At 55.1% G+C, this 23172-nt stretch carries 14 protein-coding genes; all 14 read left to right on the top strand.

From position 1 onward, the window contains the following. Positions 1–199: 199 nt before the first annotated feature. Positions 200–8731: an MBG domain-containing protein gene (locus ACH2AT_RS03760; protein WP_394963766.1), complete on the top strand. Its 8532-nt coding sequence runs from the start codon at positions 200–202 to the stop codon at positions 8729–8731. Beyond that, a complete protein-coding gene (locus ACH2AT_RS03755; protein WP_394963764.1) occupies positions 8700–9695 on the top strand; it encodes a DUF3991 domain-containing protein in 996 nt (331 codons plus the stop codon). Before ACH2AT_RS03760 ends, ACH2AT_RS03755 begins: the two co-directional genes overlap by 32 nt. Before the next feature lie 17 nt (positions 9696–9712). Further along, positions 9713–9985: a hypothetical protein gene (locus tag ACH2AT_RS03750; protein ID WP_394963762.1), complete on the top strand. Its 273-nt coding sequence runs from the start codon at positions 9713–9715 to the stop codon at positions 9983–9985. Beyond that, the gene (locus ACH2AT_RS03745; protein ID WP_394963761.1) at positions 9982–10794 is read left to right on the top strand and encodes a conjugal transfer protein TrbL family protein; all 813 of its coding nucleotides are present in this window, start codon (positions 9982–9984) and stop codon (positions 10792–10794) included. Before ACH2AT_RS03750 ends, ACH2AT_RS03745 begins: the two co-directional genes overlap by 4 nt. Next, positions 10791–11147 carry a hypothetical protein gene (locus ACH2AT_RS03740; RefSeq protein WP_394963759.1) on the top strand — a complete coding sequence of 119 codons (357 nt, stop codon included), beginning with the start codon at positions 10791–10793 and terminating at the stop codon, positions 11145–11147. Before ACH2AT_RS03745 ends, ACH2AT_RS03740 begins: the two co-directional genes overlap by 4 nt. Then, complete coding sequence (locus ACH2AT_RS03735; protein ID WP_394963757.1) at positions 11144–13474, top strand: VirB4 family type IV secretion system protein; 2331 nt, start codon at positions 11144–11146, stop codon at positions 13472–13474. The genes ACH2AT_RS03740 and ACH2AT_RS03735 overlap by 4 nt, the downstream gene beginning before the upstream one ends. Next, positions 13471–14652 (top strand): M23 family metallopeptidase, encoded by a 1182-nt coding sequence (locus tag ACH2AT_RS03730; RefSeq protein ID WP_394963755.1) that lies wholly within the window; start codon positions 13471–13473, stop codon positions 14650–14652. Before ACH2AT_RS03735 ends, ACH2AT_RS03730 begins: the two co-directional genes overlap by 4 nt. Before the next feature lie 323 nt (positions 14653–14975). Continuing rightward, positions 14976–15374 carry a hypothetical protein gene (locus tag ACH2AT_RS03725; RefSeq protein WP_394963753.1) on the top strand — a complete coding sequence of 133 codons (399 nt, stop codon included), beginning with the start codon at positions 14976–14978 and terminating at the stop codon, positions 15372–15374. Position 15375: 1 nt separating this feature from the next. Next, positions 15376–16548: a hypothetical protein gene (locus ACH2AT_RS03720; protein WP_394963751.1), complete on the top strand. Its 1173-nt coding sequence runs from the start codon at positions 15376–15378 to the stop codon at positions 16546–16548. Positions 16549–16608: 60 nt separating this feature from the next. After that, on the top strand, positions 16609–17070 hold the full coding sequence (locus ACH2AT_RS03715) for a hypothetical protein (RefSeq protein ID WP_394963749.1): 462 nt from the start codon (positions 16609–16611) through the stop codon (positions 17068–17070). A 254-nt stretch (positions 17071–17324) separates the two neighbouring features. After that, positions 17325–19211 carry a hypothetical protein gene (locus ACH2AT_RS03710; protein WP_394963747.1) on the top strand — a complete coding sequence of 629 codons (1887 nt, stop codon included), beginning with the start codon at positions 17325–17327 and terminating at the stop codon, positions 19209–19211. Between the two features lie 55 nt (positions 19212–19266). After that, on the top strand, positions 19267–21069 hold the full coding sequence (locus ACH2AT_RS03705; RefSeq protein ID WP_394963745.1) for a type IV secretory system conjugative DNA transfer family protein: 1803 nt from the start codon (positions 19267–19269) through the stop codon (positions 21067–21069). 39 nt (positions 21070–21108) lie between these two features. Then, complete coding sequence (locus tag ACH2AT_RS03700) at positions 21109–21801, top strand: helix-turn-helix domain-containing protein (RefSeq protein WP_394963743.1); 693 nt, start codon at positions 21109–21111, stop codon at positions 21799–21801. A gap of 216 nt (positions 21802–22017) precedes the next feature. After that, positions 22018–23103 (top strand): hypothetical protein, encoded by a 1086-nt coding sequence (locus ACH2AT_RS03695; protein ID WP_394963741.1) that lies wholly within the window; start codon positions 22018–22020, stop codon positions 23101–23103. The last annotated feature ends 69 nt before the right edge of the window (positions 23104–23172 follow it).

Raw genomic sequence — 23172 nt, 5'->3', positions numbered from 1 at the left:
GGTACGACCGTCGGTCGCACCTCGCTTTTTTATACCCTTTTCCGCCCGCTTCCAGCGGGCTTTTTATATCCAAAACAAAAAAGGAGGAACAAACATGAAACGAGCAAGGAGGCTGTTAGCCGGACTGTTGGCAGCGATGTTGCTGACAACGATTTTGGCTCCCACAGCCTTGGCGACGAGCAATGGGACATCTATCAGCATGCCCACCGAGGAGCCGGCACCCACTGAGGAGCCGGTACCCACCGAGGAGCCGGTACCCACTGAGGAGCCGGAACCCACCGAAGAGCCGGCACCCACCGAGGAGCCGGAACCCACCCAGGAGCCGAACGCCAGCCCGGAGCCGGAGGCCAGCGCCAGCCCTGCGCCCACCGAAACCCCGGAGGCCAGCGCCGCGCCGGAGCCGAGCGCCAGCCCGGAGCCGGAGGAGACGCCGGAACCCACCGAGGAACCGGCTCCCACTGAAACGCCGGCCCCTGCCGAGGAGCCGGCAAATATCGAAATCGTGGAGATGACCGGCGTGGTGGAAGCCGAGGTTGGCGACACCGTGACCTTTTCGGTGGAGACCAACAGCGAGAAGGGCGTGCGCTACCAGTGGCAGCGCCTCTACACCCCGCCGGTGGAGGAGCCGGAGGCCCTGTATCCTTATGGCGAGGGGGAGAGCACCGACTACTATTTCCCCATCGAAGGCATGACCGAGGCCGAAGTGCTGGCCCAGAACCCGGACGCGGTGTGGCCCGGCATCGAGATCTACTACGCCGAGCTGGAAAAGCTGGCCCAAACGCCCGGCCTGATGAGCCGGAGCAGTGCTCAGCCGGAGATCCATATTGAAAATGGCACCCATAACTATGTGCTGGAGCCGGAGGAAGATGAAACAGCGCCGGATGTGGGCGAGTGGGAACCAATCGCCGGCGAGACCGCCAGCACCTATGAACACACCGTAACGGAGGAGGACGAATACGCCAGCTACCGCTGTGTTGTGACGGTGGAGCCGCAGGAGGCCGCGCCGGAGGAGACCCCCGCGCCCACCGAAACCCCGGAGGCCACCGCTGCGCCGGAACAGAAAGAAGAAGCGCAGGCGGCGGAAGAAGCGCTGCCCACCAATGAGAAACAGGAGCCGGATGAGGAGCCGGAGACCGTTGAACTGATCTCGGACAGCATGTATGTGCAGCTGCCCGCGCAGGGCGGCCAGGTGCAGCTGTTCGCCGCCCCGGCCCCGAAGGCCGCGCCCGCCGTGGCGCTGAGCGAGGACGGCCAGTGGCTCACCGGCGTCGCCAGCGACATGGAGTACATCACTGCCGAAACTTACGCCGCCCAGGGCGGCGAGGCGGCGAACAACGCCTGGTGGACCAAACTCAGCGGCGGTGCGCGGGCGGATGGAAGCAAGTATTCTCCCACGGGCCTTACCGACGGAAAGATGGAAGTCTTGTCCGCCTGGTATGGGCGCACCGTGTATGTGCGGTACCAGGGCCAGAGCGGGCAGGGCACGGCCATTGAAATCCCCGCTTACACCGACCCCAGCTACCAGAGCGGCCAGTCTTTCCTGTACAAGAACGCCATCAAGGTGTTGAATGCCTGGGTGCCGGATACAGGAGCCAGTTTTTATGCCACTTATCTGCGGACGGCAATACCCAACGGGGAAACACCCAACGGTGGCCATATCACCATCGATACAATCCCCATCACAATTTTCAATGCAAACAGCAAGGCTATGTTGACCAACGCTGAGGGCGACTACATCTACGATGCGGTCATCATCGGCGCGGCCACAAACGATGAGCCGGACCTGTCCGGCGCGGCGGCCTGGGCGCTGGCGGACTACATCGACCAGGGCTACGGCTTTTTGATCGGTCACGACATGATCTATGGCTACGGCGGCGTTGCCGCCGACCCGGACTATGTGCCCGACCCCAACAGCACCGTCACGCCCTACTACAAGCTGAACACGCTGGAAAACGGCCATTACAACATGGCCTGGCTGATGGGCCGCAACGAGCACTACAGCGCGGCCGACCCCTACAGTGCCGCCAGCATGATTTTGTGCGGCGGCGACTACCGGGATAAATCCACCCTGTACGGCGACAACAGCGGCACAAGCCTGCTGGAGATCCGCAAGAGCGGCGAGGGCGACCCGCTGACCAGCTTCGCTGCCCGGACGCCCACCAATTACCCCTATTCGGCAGGCTATGATGGAGTGCCCTACACTGTAGGCGACCAAGTGGTGGGCACCCCCACCCACACGAACCAGCAGATCGCCTACGGCACCATCTGGATCGATTATGCCAGCAACGGCCTCACCAGCATGGGCGCGGGCCGTCTGATCGAGGATGCCAAGGCGGACGGCCTGGTGGGCACCAACAATTTCTATCTGACCACCAACGGCAACCTGGCCATGAGCCAGATCGGGCACACCAGGGGCAACAAGGACATCGTAAAGATCGATGAGTGCTACATCCTGGCGAATACCCTGTTTTACATTTCTCAGCGCCAGCAGTGCCAGGTGTGTCAGAGCCAGCAGGGCGGCAACGATAACATCGAGATCGTGCGGAAGATCCGCAGCGCCCAGGAACTGGCAAACCTGGCGAACCCCGATCTGTGGTTCACCTACCCGCTGGACGGCTGCTACATGCTGGTCAATGACATCAAGCTGCCGGCGGACTGGCAGCCCATCGAGGGCTTCAACGGCCACTTTGACGCCGACGGCCACAACATCACTTTCAGTTCGGATCTGCCGGAGGAAAACCGACGGGTATTTGCCTCCACAGGCGACGGCTGGAACCTGGGGGAGGATAAGACCCAAGGCATCGACGAAGTGTATGATGGCGATACCAAAACCACCGGTGTGGCTCGTGTAGTGGGCTATCTGTCGGCACTGCTGGGCGATGCCGACAGCTGGCAGGGCTATCGGGTGGAGATCGACGGCACCGACGGCATCACTTACAGTTGCACCACCAACCGCGACGGCAAGTACGTTATCAGTAATTTGCCGGTCACCGGCGTGATGGAAGCCCATGTGTACGACGCGGCGGGCCGCGAGCTGACCGAACTGGGCACCCTGGCGGTCACCATCCCGGACGGATCCGGCATGGTGACGCCCGAGGGCCGCAGCCAGGATTTCTGGCTGAGCGCCGAGACCACGGCCATCTACCCGCTGGAGTACACCGCGCTGCCGCCCCAGCCGGTCACCCGCTGGGTGGGCCAGAGCGGCGATTTTACCGCTACCATCCTGACCAGCGAGGCTTACCCGGAAGATAAGATCGTCTGGCAGTACAACGATGGTAGCGGCTGGAAAGACCTGGAGGGAAGCGGCGTCGAGTACAGCGTGGAGTATCTGGGCCAGGTGGACACCGGCGACGCAATGACCACCGGCACCCAGACCCGTCTCACGCTTGAAAACCTGCCTCTCTCCCTGGACGGCGTGGAAGTGCGCATCCGCTACGAGGGCAACCGTGTGAAGGAAATGACATCCGGCAGCGCGGCGGCCACCGTGCGCAAGCCCGAGCTGTCGCTGACCATGACCGGGGGCCAGACGGTCTATGTCTCGCCGCAGGCTGCCGACGGCACGAAGCTGGACTATGCCGTGCCCGCATCGACGTGGCCGGACCTGTTTGGCAAAGAGTACCCGGACGATTACAAAGAGAAAAACAACGGAAACAACCAGGCTTCCTATACCAGCGAGATCCTGTATCTGCCCGAACTGGACGAGCGCAGCACCCCTGCCCTTACCTGGTATTACCGCAGCGGCAACAACACTGTGACCGAGACGCCCTTTGGCAGCTGCCGCTACAACGCCCAGAGCGGCGTGTGGGAAACGACCCTGGAATACGCCACGCTGAAGCGCCTGCACCCGGAATTGCAGTTCGCGGTCGAAACCAGCCAGCCGGTGCCCTGCACCGAGGATGGAACGCCTGACCCGGAAGGCGAATGGCGCAAGATCACCAGCACCCTGCTGGTGGATGGCGCGGATACCAGCATGGATGTGGGCAACACCCACTTCTTCTTCCGCTGCGCTGCGGAAAATGAATACGGCAGCGGGAAATCCCTGTACACGGGCAAAGCCAACAGCCCGGACGCGGACCTTACCGTGAGCTACACGCTGGACATCCTGCCGAACCAGGGCAAGGCGGTGTATGGAAACGGCCAGGCCACCTGGACCTTCCCGGAGCTGGAGGTCATTGCCCCCAACGGCCTGCGCACCGCGATCCTGACCTACTTTGAGCCGGGGCACAACACGATGAACGACATTGTGGTGCGCGGCGGCAACCCCTATGGGATCGAGGTCAGCTATGATGCAAACGACTATGTGATTTTCAAATCGGCCAGTGGCGATCTTATCCCGCAGGAAGATTGGCAGGCGTTTTTCAGGGAGTATCTCTCTTTTGTTACGTTTGATCCCAAGGATGCCAATGTGGACGACATCAGCTGGTACATCGCAGAGAAGGATGAAGCAGAAAAATTCTGCCTGATGCTTTTCGACGGCACGACCAATGGATGGGTCGGGGCCGGAGAGAAATACGGCCCGCGCGGCAACTGGGGCAACGGCAGCCCGAGCTCCTGGGGCGGCGGTGAAAACAGTTACAATGATACTGTGTCCTACAAAGGCTTGGCGGCGACCGCAGACAAGATCACGGCGACGCTCACATCGTCCTCGGATCAGAAAGGACCAACTTGGGACGGAACAAACTATTATCATTGTCGAGGCTTCAATCTCACGCTCACAAAAACGTTCGACGCAACGACTTATTCCAAGCTCTATATCAACGCCGAGATCATGGCACCGTCGTCCAATGGTATTACAAACAGCATCTTGCTCTCCCATGGCACGGGGACGCTGAACATTGTAGCCCCTACCCCTGGGCGGACACATGCGACCACTGGCGGATTAAAGGTCTATGATATTTCCAGTGTAACGGGTACAGCCACTCTTCAATTAAGAAGCTATGAGGCGGTGCACTATGCACTGACTGGCAACCATGAAAAAGACAGCGACCTTGTGGGTATCACGGAAACGATGCAGCCTACGGTCTATGTAGCCTATGCCCTCGCAAACAATTTCGAGCGAACGGACAAATCCGCGATCCGCTACAGCGAAATTTATGCAAACAACGCAAAAATCGACGCTGCCGTGACCCTGACGCCCGACCCGGAAAAGGTGTACGACGGCCAGCCCAGCAAGGCCGTGCTGACCGTGACAGCAGGCAGCGAGGCGCAAAAGGCGGAGATCATGGCCGGCAGCGTGCTGGTTTACTCCAAGGACGGCCAGCCCGTGGAGGAGTGCATCGACCAGGGCACCTACACCGCCACCGCGTCCTTCAGCGCGGCGGTGCTGGAAAAGTATGATCTGTCCGGCGTGGATGCCCAGGGCAATGTGAGCGCAACCATCAAAATCACCCCCCGGCCATTGTATTTGCAGGGCAAATACCTGGATGACCCGGCCAACCCCGCCAACATCAAGACCTACGACGGCACCACCGAAGCTACCATCAGCAACATCAAAATCAGCAACATCGTGCCGGGCGATAAGGTGACGGTGGATAAGGCCCGTTACGCGGGCGTGTATTCCACCGCGAACGCCGGCGAGACCCTGAATGCGGACGGCACGGTGCAGGAGGACCGCTATGCCAAGCTGGCCGAGAACCCCATCACCCGCACCGAGGCCATCCGGCTTGTGAACGACCCCCAGGCCAACTACTACATCGCCAGCGAGGAATACAGCGGAGCGATCTACCGGCGGCCCATCAGCGCGTTTGTGGGCAATTTCTCTTCTGTTTACGGGGAAGACCCGGCGCTCGACCCGAAGACGGCGGAAGAATATTCCGCAGCGGAGGGCGGCGACGAGTTCGACCTGGGCATTTCTGCCCTGGTGGCCAATGACACCCTGACCATCGACCCGGCCAAGAGCCGCTTTGTGCTTCCCCAAGTGGACGCCAGCAGCGACGCCGGCGTCTATGAGGTCGGTTATGAAGGCCTGACGGAGGCCAACTATCCCGTGCTGAGCAACTACATTGTCTGGTATCAGCCGGGTATTCTGACCATCGGCCCCCGCCCGCTCATCATCAGCGCCGGCGAGTACACCAAGGTCTATGGCGACCCGCTGCCGGCCTTTGAGCCGGTCTACGACGGCCTGGCTGCCGGCGACACGCCCGCAGACCTGGAAGGCGAGCCGGTTTTTGCGTGCGGCGCTGATGATAAATCGCCGGTGGGCAGCTACGAGGTCACCGTGAGCGGGCTGACAAGCCCGGAAAATGAAAACGGCGCGTACAATTACACGATCTATTACCGGCCCGGCACGCTGGAAATCACAAAGCGGCCTATCATCATTACCCCGGACCCCGGTGAAGAACCCGAGGAGCCGGTGGTGGTGGACCCGGTGGCGAGCGCCGCCGTGGAAAAGCGGGTGGACAAGGATGTGCTGGCCGTGGGTGAAACGGCAACCTACACCATTGTGGTGACCAATACCGGCACCGTGGAACTGACAAACCTTCCCGTCGAGGACAACCACGATGGAGCGGGGGAGATCAGCGCTGCTGCCGGCCAGGGTTACACCTACGACGGGAATGGCACGTTTACCATCGGCCGCCTGCCGGTGGGCAAGAGCGTGGCCATCACCTACACCTACACCGCGATGGATGCCGATGCCGGCAAGACCCTGACGAACATTGCCGTGGCAAAGGTGCCCGGCGCAAACCCGGAAGACCCCAGCAACCCCGGCCAGGGGCTTGACCCGGAGAAACCCATCGACCCGGACAAGGAAGTTCCCAGCGAGCCGGTGGAGGTGCCGGTTGACCCGGACAAGGAGCCGGAGCCGACGCCGCAGCCGGAAGACGGCCGCAGCATCAAGCTGACCAAGACCCCGGATCTGGCTTTTGCAAAACCGGGCGACACCATCACCTATACCGTGGTTGTGACCAACGACGGTACCGAAGACCTGACCAATGTGGCCGTGCGGGATAAGCCGCAGAATTTCGCCGGTGAATTGGAGGCCGTGCCGGGCACGGGATACACTGTGGCAAACGGCGTCTGCACCATCGGCAGCCTGCCGGCGGGCAGCAGCGTGACGTTGACCTTCAGCTACCTGGTACTGGACGCCGACGCCGGGCGCAACCTGCGTAATGTTGTGGTGGGCACAATCCCCGGCACAAACCCGCCCGACCCGGCTGACCCGGATAGCGGCATTGACCCGGATAAGCCCCTCGACCCGGATAAAGACGTGCCCAGCAACGAGGCCGTTGTGCCGGTGGATCCGGCTGGCGGGGTCGCCGCTGACCCGCAGTGGAAAGTCTATGGCGATGAGGACCCGGAGCTGACCTACACGCTGCCGGAAGACCTGGTGAACCCCGGAGACATCTGGGGCGAGCTGGAGCGCGTGCCCGGCGAAGAGGTCGGAAGCTATATCATCATGCAGGGGACCCTGCAAAGTGAAAATTACGACATCACCTACATCCCCAATTATCTGGTGATCGTGCCCGCGCCGCTGACCATCAAGGCCGACGACAAAGGCCGCCCTGCTTATACGGCAAATCCTCCATTCACAGTCACCTACACAGGGTTTAAGTTCGACGATGGGCCGGAGGACCTGGAAGGCGAGCTTGAAATTGAGTGCCCCGCCGATCTGGAGAGCGAGCCGGGTGAGTACCCCATCACCGCCAGCGGGCTGACCAGCCGCAACTACGATATTACCTGGTTGCCTGGTACGCTCACCGTTTGGGACATTGCCGAGCCGCCCCTGGTGGGTGTGATCGAGGTGGACAAGCCGGGCGGCGACGCCAGCTTCGGCACTGGCGAAATCGACAAAGAGTATCCCCAGACTGGCGACGGAGACGGCTCCCTGGTCAAGACCTGGGACGCGGCCGCTGATGATGCTGCCCCGCTGCTGGTGCTTGAGGATGGGCAGCTGTATCTGCGCAAATCGACAAAGGAGGTAGATCTCAGCGAAGAAACGGCAACAGAAGAAAGAGCCTACGATGATCTGACAGAACAGGCAGTGCCGGAAAGCATTACCGTGACCAGAGATGGCGTCGAGCTTGAAATGCAGCTTGCCTCGGTGGATTATGCCCCCACGCCGGGCACGCTCACTGCTGAAGGAACCCTGGATCATGGCTATCTGATCGATGCGCCCTCTGCGCCCGAAGCAAAGGACATCACTTTCACCGACCCCGACACCGGCCTCACGCAGACTGTGCAGGGGCAGTTGGTGAGCACTGAGCAGACGGAGCCGTTTGCATGGCGCGCGGTGGAGTTCCCGATCCGTTACTACGGCGACGAGAGCTATGAGATCTTCCAGTTGGATGATACGTATATCGCCTATGACACGGCTGCGCCTCAGTGGCAGGGATTGGATGCCCTGGTGCTGGAGCATGTCGAACTGCCGGCCGAAAACTATCGGTTGACAGGATCCGAGTGGACAAGTGGCTGGGTGCTGGATGAAGATGGCCGGGCTGTGCGGCATGGGGTGCTCTATGGGGAGATGTATGCTGCCCGGTGGGTCAGCACCTACGCCGCAGAAACACAGGTCCCCCTGTACAGCGCGACGGCGGTTTACACCGCCGCCAGCGGGTCGGGGGCTTTGATCGTTGCAGATTATGCCCCGATTTCCATGGCGACAGTTCTGGCGGTGGCGTCGGTCGGCGTTTTGCTGCTGGCTCTGGCAGTTATCGTTTTTCTTCTTTTGTTACGGCGAAAGAGAAAGGGAGAGGAGGACAATGGCGAACATAACCCAGTCTATCAAGGATAATATCACGATCACCGAATACGCTGAGATGCTGGGCTACCACGTCCGGCAGGTCAGCGCAGACCGATGGACGCTGGAAGAGCATGACAGCATCAACATCAACCTGGATCCCAAGCATCCTGGCCGGCAAAGGTTCCTCTGGAACAGCCAGGGCGCAAAGGGAAGTGTGATTGATTTTGCGATGGCGATAAAAGGCATTTCTCAGGCTGAGGCAATCGCGGACCTGCGCCGGGTGCTGGGGCACCAATCTGGAGAGTACTGGAGGGAAAAGAGAGAAAAGCGCCAGGCAGCGTATCAGCCTCGGGCGGCTCCCAAAGAATTGGAGCTGCCCGAGCGGGCAGCTGGAAATCCGGCAAGGGTCTTTGCGTACCTGAACAAGACCAGAGGCATTTCATCCACGCTCATTGCCCAGCAATTCCGAGACAAGACCTTATATCAGGACAGCCGCGGCAATGCGGTGTTCGTCGGCTATGACTATGACCGGGAAGCCAAGTACTGCACCTATCGCGGTACACTGTCGGACGTAAGTTTTCGAGGCGAAGCAAGGGGCAGCCAGAAAGCAATTGGTTTTTCCATGGGCCTTGTGGGTGAAAAACCCACAAGGCTCATGGTCTTTGAGGCACCGATCGACGCCATGAGCGCCGCGACGATGCTGGAACTTTGCGGCCGGGATCACAAAGAGTATGCCTACCTTGCCCTTGGGGGAACGGCAGCAAACGCTCTGGAATATCACCTGCAGCAGCACCCGCAGTTGCAGGTGATTTTTTTATGCCAGGACAATGATGAAGCCGGCCTTGTGAGCCGGCAAAAATGCAGGGAAATGCTTGCCAAAAACGGCTTTTCCGGCCGCGTGATCGACAAGCTGCCTACCGGCAAGGACTTCAACGAAGACCTGCTGGCTATGCGCCAGGCGCGCCAGCGGGCAGTGGAACATATACAGGAACTGCGGCATGAGCCGCAAATTTAAGAAAAGAGGTTTTTTCTATGTCGAATGCAGATAGTTTTTTTGGAGCAATGAAAGGTACGGTTGTGACCTGGCTTAATTCTGGCCTGGACAATTTCATCATCCCCGTGGCAGTTTTGATCCTGGCAATCATCACGGTGGTATTGATTGTGAAAGCGGCGGCAGATCATCACAGAGGGCAGGGCGACGACCTGGTTGAACGGTTGAAGCCCGCAATCATCTGTATCATCATCATTGCTATTCTGCTGACCAAAAATGCTTGGTGGGGATTCTTGGTGGGGGCATCCGCATGAGCGCACTGATGGGCTTGGCCATTGACACGATGTTTGGAAGCATAGCAGATCGATTCAGAAGTATGCTGCTGAATTTGATTATGACTGTGATCTCCTGGCTGGAACAGCTTGGCATCGCGTTTTTTGACAGCGCATTTGTATCTCAGACGTTGACTTTTACCAAAGGTATTTCATGGCTCGTTCTGGGCGCTGCATTTGTTGTTATGCTTTTGGATATTGGTGAAGAGCTCGGTGGCTACCGCCCGGGACAGGGTGTGGAGTTTACCACGATCTTTACAAATTTTATTAAGACAATCGCATTTGTGCTGATGGCACCCGATTTGGCAATCATTGCAATGCAACTTTCCGTTACGGCAACCGGGCAGATGAGCATAGACTATGATACCTTTCGCGCGCAAGCCAATGGGGTTTTGCTCGACACGGCAGTGATCTCCATCATTGTGTTGATTGCTACCGTGGCCTTTTTTGTATACACCCTTTTTGCTGTGGGCGGAATATTCATTCAAGCAGCAACAGTGTTCCTTTATGTCCCCGACATCATGCGCGGCAAAGATACTGCAATGGGAGAATGGATCCGACAGACCGTGGCAATATTACTTACTTTTTTGTTCAGGCATCTGCTGTTCGTTATTGGTCTGGCAGCGGCTCTGAGCGGGGATGTGATTACAATGGCCGTGGCCTGGATCACGATGTTCAGTGTGGCGAAACTGCTACAAAAATTCGGGGCGTCCTCTGGATTTGGTGGTATGGTTTCACGCACAGCCCAGGCAGGTCAGAGCTTCGTGTCACTCGTGAGAAGCGCAATGTGAGAAAACAGCCGGACGGTCAGGTGGCCGTCCGGCTAATTTTATGGGGGTTATCCATGGCCAAAAAAACAGTTTCTTATATCGCACCGCCAAAACTTCAAAGCCGATTTCTTTTGGTTGGTCTGACTGTGCCAGAGCTGGCCATTATGCTCGGCCTTTTTTTCAGTCAGGTTTTTTGGGGACAGATCATCTACGCTATTTTTTTGCCGCTGGCTTTTGCAGTGTTTGTGGCGCGTTTCATTGACGACAAGAGCATCAAAGATATTTTGATGATTATGCTGCGGTATCATTTCTGTCCGCAGCAATTTACACAGCATGTCCCTGTGCAAAAGAAGAAAGGAACCAGGAAAAAATGAAGAAAGCACAACCAATTTCTGCCTTGATCGATTTTTCCCTGCACGATGGATATGTGGAGAGTGGCGGGAAAAACTTTTATTTTTACCGATACTTCCCGCCGAATACTGACATTATGTCAGCGCAGGAAATATCCGAGGAGATTGAAAACCTCGCGGCGCTCTTTGATTTGATGGAGTGTCCTTTTGCGATGTTTGCCACCGACAAAGTGGAGAATCTCAAGCATATTCGTAGCTACTATGCGTCGCTGGATCCTCGCTTTGATGCTATCACGTCCGAAGTGATCGCACAGATCGACGACAGTGATGATCGCGGCACTTCTGTACTGCGGGCGTTTTACTTCATCATACCAATGACAAAGCAGCAAGACGACACAATTTACAATGCGCTGGTGGGTAAAGGGTATACGGTGCAGCCGGCGGAAAGGGAAGAGATTGCGACCCTGCTGCGTAATTACTTTGTCAGAGAATTCCTTTCGGCGGAAATCAACACATTGGAGCAACTTATCCTGCAAAATAAAAAGGTGGCCAAGCGTGTCAAAAAAGATCCGCGGATAATGACTAAGGAGCTGGAACGCCGGCTTTTGCCTCACCGCATCGATTTTCATGTAAACTGCGCGGTAATCAATGAACAGTACCGCAAAACGGTAATGGTGCGCAATCTTCCCACGGAGATCCCTCCCTGTGCGCTGATGCGGGCGGCTACCATGCGGGGCACATCTTTTATGATGCGGCTCACTCCTATGCTATCCAGCGAAGTGAAGCGCATGGTGGATGCCCAACTCAACAACAAAAAAGTGGGCTTTGGGTCAGGGAAGTTTACAGAACAAATTGAGGCGACAGATGAGAGCCGCACGTTGGTGGAATTCTATAAAAGTATCTCCACCGAACGGCGTCAGGTCTACTACACTTCAATCTACATTGAACTTTACGCGGCATCTGAACAAGACATGAAGCTGCGGCTGGATGATTTGCAGGAGAAACTGCCTACCGGCGTGACCATTGACCGGCTCCAGCGGGAACAGAAAGACGCTTTTCTGTCGGTCAATCCTTTGGGGAGCGATCGGTTTCAGACGGAGGCAAACAACTTGCCCAGTCTTTCGGCCGCGGCACTGTATCCGTTCAGTTATTCCAGCCGCCTTGATGAGCGGGGCATGTTGCTTGGAGAAACCAAAACCGGCGGCCCCTTCTTTCTTGACCTTCGCCAGCGCAACGCCTACCTGACAAATTCCAATTTTTCGATCATCGGTGACAGCGGCCAAGGGAAATCCACCCTGATGAAGAAGATAATCGAATTCCTTTCTGTGTTTGGTGTTACCTGCTTGACGCTCGACCCTGAAAACGAATATGGACAGCTCTTTCGTGCTCTGGGCGGCACGATTTATAAGTGTGTGGATAACCGCGCATTGATCAATCCCCTCGAAGTGCGATGGCTCTACCGGGACGATGAGGGGGAAGATGAAGAAGACATCCTGGTGAACGAAATGAAAAATCAGGCTATGTTTTTCCAACATATCTCTTGGCTAAAAGATTTCTTCCGGGTTTTGTTCCCCGGTATCAGCGATTTGGATGTACAGGCGCTGATGATTTTGACGCAGGAAATGTACAACGCACACGGGATTGGGAAAAACACCGATTTCACAAAACTCAGTGCAGCGGACTATCCTACTTTTTCGGATCTGTATGAGTATATCGATCAGTATGACACAACCGCCAGTAAGATTATGGATAAGGAAACTGTGGGCCGGCTGCTGCTGCGTTTAAGAGAGTGCTATGATGGTCCGTTGAGCCTGCTTTTCAATGGACACACAAATATCCAGAATGCGAACATGATCTGTTTTGAGGCGATGGAACTGCTGGAGGGCAGCAAAGACCGCACCCAGGCCGTCCTGTTTAACCTGACGACCTGGATCTGGACGCAGGTGCTGCGCCGGGAGCGAGCAATTGCCCTCAACCTGGACGAGCTTTACCTTTTCTTTGAGAACATGATTATGGTGAAGTACATTTCCTCTTTTGTTAAGCGCGCCCGGAAATACAATGCAATGATCGGTGTGGCCACCCAGCAGTTGCTGGACTGTCTACGGCCGGACATCGCACCCTACACCACAGCGCTCCTCAATAACTCGACCTACAAATTTCTCTTTCATCCCGGCAAAATCGATATGGCGCTGGTACAAGAAAAACTGGCGCTCACGGCGGGTGAGGCGGCGGCAATCGCTCTGCCCCACCAGGGGTACTGCCTGGTAAAAGCGGGCCGTGACAGGTACTATGTGCACATCGAGAAAATGCCGTATGAGGATGAGCTGTTTGGAACAGGAGGCGGAAAGTGACGCCGGCAGTCCAGGTCGCATTAAAGCTGGCCAGCAGTAAGACCGGGCGCAAAGTGATCGGCGGAGTGCTGCTTTTGCTTCTCGGTTTGGTCGTGCTCTTTGTGGTCTGTTTTGGATCGTTGTTTGCCGTGCTTATGGGGCTTTCGCTGAACGGAGACTTGTATTACCCTCTGATCAACAGCACCCGGATCACGGAGCCGTATGACCCGGATCGCGTGATTATCCATGAGTATGAGGTCGAAGTCGAAAAGACGAGGCCGGTGCTGGATGAAGAGGGAAATCCCGTGCTCGACGAGGACGGAGAGGTCGTGACGGAAACCTACACCGAAACGGAGATCCGGCGTGAGGAAATTGAAAGCCCCCATTGGGGCGTTGATTTTGAAGTGCGGGAAGGCAGCTATGTGGTCGCTTGTGCCGGTGGGGTCGTCAAGCGCGTCTATCATGACGATGAAGAGGGGAATGTGGTGGAGATTGAGCACGCCGACGCCAAGAACACCACTCGCTATCTTCACTTGGAAAATGTGCTGGTCAGTGTTGGCCAGGATGTTATCCTCGGGCAGCCTTTGGGGAAGGTTGGGTTAAGCGGAGAATGTACACCTTATCGGGAAAGCGAAACGAATGTACATCTGGAGGTGTTGGATGCAAGCGGCGAGCCAATCGATCCTGCCGGAGTGCTAAAACCCTGGGGGCAATACCTTGACATACCTACCGAGCTGGTGAAAGAGGTCGCTGGCGCTGAGTGGCAGGACTGGATGGTATCCGAAATTGAAGGAGATATTGTTTGGAATGGAGAAGCCTACATGTGGCCGGTCCCAGGCCATACACGGATCTCATCTCCCTTTGGATCACGCGAAATGGACGGGGAACAGGAGAGCCACTCCGGCATTGACATTCCCGCTCCGGCGGGAACCCCGATCTATGCAGCAGCACCTGGCGTTGTGTCTACCAATGCACATTGGAGTTATGGCATCTGCGTCAAAGTGTCTGTGGATGGCCAAACGACCAATGTCTATGGACACATGCTCGCCCGGGCCGAGGGGATAACGGATGGGGTCCAAGTGGAGGCGGGGCAGCTGATTGGTTACGTTGGCTCCACCGGCAATTCGACCGGAAATCACCTGCACTTTCAGGTCAATGTCAACGGCCATGCGGTTGATCCGATGCCGTACTTTGGATGACACAGAGCTGGGCCATGGGCTGGGTGTGTTTTTCTTTTGTGTACGGGCTTTGTAGGAGTGTTCCCATATTTGCACCCAGCAAATGCCCATATTGACGGGAAACCCGCAAACCGGCACAGAAAGCTGGTTTGCGGGATTTTTAGCTGATGCGACCCAGCTTTTTGAGCATTTCGGACGTTTTAACCCATATCAAATCCCATATTGTAAATGCGCTGGAAAGCGGCCCGCACTGCGGGTCCGCTGTGATTGGATATGGGCCTCGGCCCATATCCCTTTATCCTGCTCTTACCCCCATGGGGGGAGAACGAAAGGAGGAAAACCAAATGGCAAACAGAAAAACAGTCAAAAAAACGTGGGATGTAGACGCCTCCGCGTACAGTAGTATCGAAACGATTGCGGACCAGGAAAACTGCACCGTCACACAAATCGTCAATGAGGCGTTGCGGTACTATGCTGACCGCCACTACTTGGAGAATAATGCTACAATGCTGTCCAGCGACATTTTGGAAGCAATGAAAAGCACGGTGTCTCTTCTGGAACGCCGGCTTGATAATCGGTCCAATCAGCTGTTGAGCAGCATGGCGATACAGCTGTTTATCATCAATAAAGTCTTAGCAGACAGCCTTGATCTTTCCGGCGATGCCTTAGAGCAGTACCGTGTGCAGGCTGTGGAATTCTTGAAGGGCAACAATCGGCTTTTAGATCTTCGAGAGGTGATCTGAGATGCTGCGAGTGTTCTACAAATCGGCATTCTTCAAGAGCCTTGCACACTGTCAACGACATCTGGAATACCTGGATAAGCAAGGGCCGCTTTTTGATGGAAAACACGAAGTCTCATTACATCAAGCCAGAGAAGCCGCTGAACAATTTGCGGACGCTCCCAAGTGGTGGTTCGTTTATAGCCTTGATCGTGACGACCAGCAACGGCTGCAAGTTGATCGAGGCTATTTTCAAGACTTGATGGAGGCACAAAAGGCTCTTTGGGCGAAAGCCTACAACATCCCGCCCGACCGCCTCCATATCTGTGCCAGCTTTCACGATGTGGCGCACCATCCACATATCCATGTGGTGCTCCATGGGGAGACTGCATCGGATGGGTTTATCGTGCAGCGGAAAGGCCAGACACTGGGAGAAGCATTTTGCCGCTGCCGCGAGACCGTCAAAAGTGCCATCACAAATGAAATCTATCGTGAAGACACACAGCATCTCAAAGTGGAGAAAAACGAGCAAAGAAAAAACATGAACCAGGAGCTGGGAAAAATCCTGCTGGAGATTGGCCGCAGCAGCCACCCGGTATCTGACAAAATGCAAATAGCTCTTTCAGCACTGGCAGCAGAATTAGCTAAGATACCTGGAAAACATCAATACGGATACTTGCCGCCGGAAACAAAGCTCCGGGTAGATGATTTGCTGCGAGAAATCGTTGCGCAGGACCGACAGATCAATCGACTTTTTACCATATATGAGCAGACACAAGCGAAACTCGTGCAATATGAGTATGTAGGTAAAAAAGAGACGCTGGCAAAGAAAATGGCAGAGTGGGAAAAAGCGTTTTATCACCCTCCCAAAGGTGGTGATACGCGCCGGCATAATCTAATCATACAAGCAGCCGAAGCCATGGGCGATATGCAACACGAGAGAAAGATGGGTGCCGGGGAGACGAGTGAACACAACAAAAAGAAACAACGAGCCGAGGAGAGAGATGCTTATCGGGCGAAGTCCGCTACTGCCGCAACGCGAAATATGCTATACTTAATAGCATCGACCACACGCGATGATATGTTGAGAAGCTGGGGACTATTGCCGAAACAAATTGGGCACGCAAAATTCAAGAGAAAGCACATTCACAAAAGAACGATTGAAGAACGCGGCAAGGAGCAGGATATTGGGCGGTGACAGGTACGACCGACGGTCGCCCCTGAAAAACCGCGTCACAAAGCCAAAGGAGATGTGAACATGGAAAACTGGAGCATGAGATACTTTATCCGACCCCACACCATCGTGTTGAATGACACGGCAGATAACTTTGCCTGGATGAGTGGTGCGCCGGCGGAGTTTGTGCCGTTTTCTGCGGTAGCAAACGGCACCAAGGTCCACGAAATTGCAGAATTGCCGGAAAAAGAAAAACAGCAGCTTCGCCTTTTGCAAGAAGCGGAGGAAAACGATGAACGCGAAAACTTGCGGGTCTACTCCATTGATGATGAAGTGATTGCTGGCTATGCAGGCAATCCGCATTTTTTCGTTTGCATGAGCTGGGAAACGTATCTGTACCTGAGCGATCAGGACGTAGACGCATGGGAGGAGATGTGGGGCAATACCTATGAAAATCCTATCCATGCCGCTTTTATGCCCAGTATGGCCCTCACTGACTGCGAGGGAGTGTATTACAATGCTCCCGGTGATGAGTGGGAGGAGTGATACAGTGGGAAATAGAGTTTATGCCGGGGATGTCGGTATCGACCATGTTGGCCGGATGGTAGTCCCTGTTCGGGCAAGAAAGGCCCTGGGGATCCAGACGCAGGATACCCTTTTGGCATACGTTGATGCCCGAGCAAACGAAATTGTGCTAAAGGTGTCAAAGCGCCATTGCATGGCTTGCGGAGGAACAGAAGAATTGAGATCCTATAAAGACGTCATACTGTGTGCTCACTGTCTGATGGAGATGAAGAACGATGGATGATTTGAAGAACAGAATCATCCAGGCACTGCAACGACCCGCTCAGCAGAAAGAGGATGCCTTCCTTGTCTGCTCTGCAACAGAGCTGATGGAACAGCTGGGGTTTGAAAAGTGGCCGCTGCTCATCACAATGAAACATCTGCGGAACATTACCAGCGAGCCAGACCCTCAGCACCCATCACGGCATGGGGTCCCGGTGGAAGTCATTGCTGCCCTGCCAGAAGATTTGAACGATCCGACCCTCGCGTTTGCAGGCCACCATGGAGCCTATGCTTTTTTGGTCGATAAGTATGTGCAGAACAATCCGGTGGCTGTTATTGTGGATCCCCACGGAAAGGCAGTAATCAGTTCTCGAATTCAGCAAGCAAATTTTATCCTGTCAATCTATCCTCTGGAGCAGCTCGTCGATTGGATCGAACGGTTGCGGCCAGAGGATATTGTTTATGCCAATCGAACCCGCGCCAGAGCAATGCTGGCGGCCAGAGGGATACCATTCTCCCACCTGGCGGCCAAGCTCGTCGGCTCGGGCTATTATTTTGGTAGAATTGGCAGAAAATCGAAGGAGGGGAAGACGTATATGAGAAGTATCAGCGTTGGAGACCTGATTTACTCTGCGGTGAAAATCGACGATGTGGGCCGTCGCTTTCTGGTAATCGAAGTAGACGATGCACAGAATATCAAGGCAATACCCATTGATGTGGGCGATACGCCCTCCGCAGCAAGTGTGTTACTGCGGAAAATCAAAAACCTTAAAAGTTTGACTGCGGATCTCAGCACGGAAGTAACAATGTCCGCTGCATGGCCATGGATCAGACAGCCTGTTCATCTGTCCGATAGTGAACTGCGAGAGCTCGTACAAACAAAAGAGGAATATGGCAAAGATCATCCGCCCAAGGTGATACATGCCGACCAGCCGGTGGAGCCAATGCCGGATTTTGACCAGGGTATCGTGGACATGTATGAGAAGTTCCGGGAGGATCCTGAGATGCTGCAAGAGTATCTTGATTTTTCCTCCCGATTCTATACGTTTTCCCAGCGTAACAGGATGCTGATCTATCTGCAAAATAGATATGCAACCTTTGTGGCAAGCAAAGCTGGTTGGCAGGAGAAGGGCTATAAGATTTTGCCGGAACAACAGCGGCGAGGATTGCAGATCTTTCGTCCCATCGAAAAAGAGTATATCAACCGTGAGGGGAAATTTGTGCCGTTGTCTGCTGCAACTGCACAGGAACAGTATCAAATCGCCGCCAATGAGCTGGAAGTGGTGCGGCGAACGACATTCGTGCCGTATCCCGTCTACGACATAGCCCAAACGAACTGCCCGGTTGAAGACTACCCCAAGGTATACGATAAGGGAACCGCATCTGTGGACCACGATCTTCTGTATAAGGCGGTGGAACGTGTAGCGGTCCTGGAAGGAATAAGCGTGACAAAGGAACCGCTCATCTCCATATCTCTTGATGGGTATTATGATAAAGTCGAAAATTCCATCCACATAAACAACCTGGCAAAAGACACGGTCGCCGCATCGACAATATTACATGAGTATTCGCATGCGCTGCTGCACTGTACCTCTGCACCCGAACTGCCCAAAGAGGTAAAAGAATTTGAAGCCCAGGGAATGGCCGTGATGCTGCTAAAGCATTACGGCTTTTCTGTTTCTCAGCAGGACCAGAAATACCTGGTAGATTATCTCAGCCGGGCGACCATGTGTAAGGACTTCGACCTGGGAAAAAGCCTGACCAGGATGGGGCAGCAGTTTCGCCATGCGGTAGAGCGTATTGATGAACAGCGAGCTTATGCAACAGAACAGCAGAGGACTGTTCGGCCTGAACCAGCAAGAATGGAGCAGATCCAATCAAATTTTCTGAAAGATCTGTAAAGGGGGTGGGGATGCAGCCTCGGCTGTTCAAAAATCTGAAAGGTAGTGATGATGATTGAGAAGACGAAAAAACCTGCTTTTTCTCTTTGTTGTCGCAGTCGGAATAGCTGCGGTGATTGCAGTGCCGCCTCAGTATCGCGTTGCAGCATTGGGAGCAGCTTTGCTGGTTGCTGGCGTCGCATTTTTGATTTGGTCTTGGATCTATCAAAAACCAATCGACGTAAAGGATGTTGCGGCCGGCCATGGGCAGCACGGTAAGAGCCGGTGGATGAACGATACAGAAAAAAACAGTATTTTTCTTTCTGTACCGTCAGGACGAGAAACAGAACCAGGTTTTGTGATCGATTTCTCTGCCGGGCATTGGCGTGTGGATACAAGCGAGCATAACGTAATGCTTGTAGCGCCACCGGGCAGCGGCAAAACGACCCGCATAATAATACCGACGGTTCGTTACAATCTGGCTGTCAATAAGAATACAGGCGGCCACGGGGCCAGCATGGTGATACTGGACTGCAAAGGGGAACTGTACCGCCGGAACGCAGCGCAGCTGCAAGCAGCGGGTTATCGGACGCCGGCTCTCGATTTGCGCAACATAAGCAAATCAAGCCGGTACAACTTCATCGCCAATGTGAATGCCGCTATCGACGAGTACCGGGCAGCAACCGATAAGCTGTCAAAGGCCCGAGCGTATGGCCGTGCTGAGCGATATGCAAAGGTGGCGGCAAGCCTGCTGATTGACAGCGACAGCGCAGAAGTAAAATCGGAAAGCAGCGATTATTTTAACGAGACTGCCCGTGGCCTGATTACTGGCGTCATACTGCTGGTCAGTGAATATGCTCCTGCGCCGCAGCGCCATATCATCAGCGTTTTCAATCTCATTTTGGAAATGAATGGACAGATACAAGGCTCCGGCGGATTTGGCCAGCCGCAAAAAACCAAGATGGAGGCGCTGCTGGAGAAAATCAACGATCCACGGATCCGATATTACACTGGTCCGGCGACAAGCGCCGATATGCGCACGTCCATGAACGTGTTTTCTTCCGCGCTTGGCAAGCTGGTCAAATTCATCGATGCCGAGTTGGAACAGGTCCTGATTGCCCACGACAGCGATTTTGACGCCAAGACGTTCATCTCACAGCCTTCCGCTCTTTTTCTCATCAGCCCGGATGAGAATACGACCAGGCACTTCATCAGCAGCCTGATCGTGCGGAACCTGATGAACGATTTGATCGAAATCGCGGAAACAGAATATGGCGGTGTTTTGCCGCGAAAGGTGCTGCTGCTTCTGGACGAGTTTGGCCAACAGCCACCCATCCCGGATTATGACGCCCTCAGCGCCGCCATGCGAAGCCGCGGCGGCCGGCTTATGATCGCGCTCCAGGACTTTGCCCAGCTGCAAAAGCATTACAGCAAGACAAAAAGCGAGATCATCCGAGGGACGAATCAAACGATCATTACTTCTTTTGTTGCGCCTGCGGCGCTCTCCACTGCCGAGACCATCAGCAAGATCCTGGGCAATGAAACGATCCTGACAGGCTCCAGCAGCATCCAGCAGGGCAAGACGAGCAGCACGAAGTCGCTTGTCGGCCGGCCACTGATGTCGCCCAGCGATTTGATCGCCATGCCGGTGGGCGAATTTATTGTGATCCGGGGCACGGCCTACCCGTTGAAGGTGACGCCGCCTGGTTACTGGACGTATCTGGAAGACGCGCCGGAGCCGCAGCGGCCCGACCTGGAATATCGTGAGGTGCAGGTGGCGGACGCCGACCTGCTTTCCGCCCGTGCAGGTGCGCTGTCGTATGATTTGACACCAGGCATGTTTGACATCGAAGAAAACGAGGACCCGCTGCCGGCTTGACCGGCAGCGGGTCTAACTTTAGGACTTAGGAGAATGAATATGTTTTTGAAATTGCCGAATGCGCTGCTGGAAATGCAGCTGCCGCCCAATGCACTAAAAGTGCTGTGTGTGCTTATGAGCGCGGCCGACCATGAGAACAAAACCACAATGCGCACCTGTGTGATCGCTCGGAAGTGTGATGTGGCAGCCGGCACAGTCTGCGCTGCAATCAAACATTTGGAATCGATGGGGTTGGTGCGCCGTGAACACGTCTACAAAGAGGACGGTACATACGCCGCAAACAAGTATACGATCGCTCTGCCCGTGGGCGGGCGTTGGTTCGCCCTCAACCTGTCGGAGCAGGTCCTGCAACTGCCGGCGAGCAGTTTTAGCGTCTATGCGGCGATGCTGCGCTTTCGCGGGCGGAACCGCAAAGCGTTTCCTTCGCTTTTTCAATTGTCGTCTTTGCTGGGTCTGTGCAAAAACACACTGCTGCGGGCGATCCGCTGCCTGCAAGCCTCTGGTTTGCTGAAAAAAATGGCCAAATGGGCGGGCAAGCACAATTTGTATTTGATCCAGGACACAAAAGAAGAGCGCCTGGTTGAGCAAAAACCAGACGCCCGCACAAAACAGTTAGATAGCCCATCTAACACTTTTAGCTTAACATCCGTTTTGCATCGTGTCAAGAGGGCAGTGGTTCATTTTTTGAATAACATACCCATACCCACCCACTACGCTACAAAAAGAAGATAAACATAAGGCTAAAAGAGAGGTAGGGGATAGCTATACCTTTTTGTCGGCCCGTTTTTTGTTTGTACGGGTAAGGACAACTGTGATATACTAAAAGCACGGATAATGTGTATCGCATGGGCAACTCTCACTTTTGGCCGTGTCTGAAAAGCGTGCAATAAAGCCAAAATTAAGGTGCGACCGACGGTCGCACCTCAACAGGAAAGGAGGCGAATGTCCATGGAACAAACGATGCGGGCAACACTGATGAGCCGTGACGTGGAGATTGCAAGGATCGAGGGGCGGCAGCTGTATCCACTTCGGGAGGAGCTGATGCCACTGTATCTGCGTCGGACGGGGAATCTGGAGGAATGGCTGGCTCACAGAGCGATTGATCGTCACAGAACGCACTCGCGGCTGCTGAAAAAAGTGTTGAGGCTCTCGGAGAAAGACGACGCCTCAACGGCACTGGCCATGCAGGCGGCCACGATCACGGATACCTACTGGGTACGGCCGGCGGGCAGCGATTTAACTTGGGATAAAGTGCGGTTTCGGGAAAATTATTTTGACACTCTCGCGCTGCAAGGAGATCTCTCTGCATTTAGCCGCCCGCCCAGCCGCACCCCGGAACTGACCAACATTGGCAGCTTTGAAAAATGCTGGCGCTTGGAAGACGGCTGCTGGTGGATGTATAAGCAATGCAATGAGAACGAGATGTTTTCAGAGCTGTTTGTTTATGAACTGTGCAAGGCGCTTGGTTTTCCCACTGCCCGCTACGAAAAAGCGGGGCCTTTCATTCGCACACTTGACTTCACTGCCGGCAAGGCGAATTTCGAGCCGGCTTTCTCTCTTGTTGGAGAAGAGGAAGATTACGGACTGAATTACCGTATCTTCAAGGAAATATCTCCTGTAATGGCTGACGATTATCTGCAACTGCTGATGATGGACGCATTTTGCCTCAATGCCGACCGCCACACGGAGAACTACGGTGTGCTGCGGGACGTCGACACCGGGGAAATACTATCACTTGCGCCGAATTTCGACAACAACATATCTCTGCTTTACGATGGCTATAAACCGCAGCAAAGAATGCCGGATCTGCTTGGCAGGGAACTGAACGACCTGGAGCGTACAGAACATGCCCTCAGTGAATATGCAGCGCACCGCCCGTTGCCGATGATAACGCCGGAACTGATCGAAGAGTGCTGCCGCCGAACAGAGATGAAGGTCGATGTGCCGTATGTGCAGCAGTTTGTGATGGCGGGCTACCGGCAGACGCTCATTCCGCAGATGTTGCAAGAGCAGGCACACAGCCTGGAACCATGACAGGGTACGACCGACGGTCGTACCTGAAAAACCGCATAACAAAGCCAAAAGCGAGGTACGACCGACGAC

The sequence above is a fragment of the Candidatus Allofournierella excrementigallinarum genome, from assembly GCF_944388085.1.
GTDB classification, from domain to species: Bacteria; Bacillota; Clostridia; order Oscillospirales; family Ruminococcaceae; genus Allofournierella_A; species Allofournierella_A excrementigallinarum.
The sequence above is the reverse complement of the archived record's forward strand: the minus strand, read 5'-3'. Positions and strand labels throughout refer to the sequence as shown.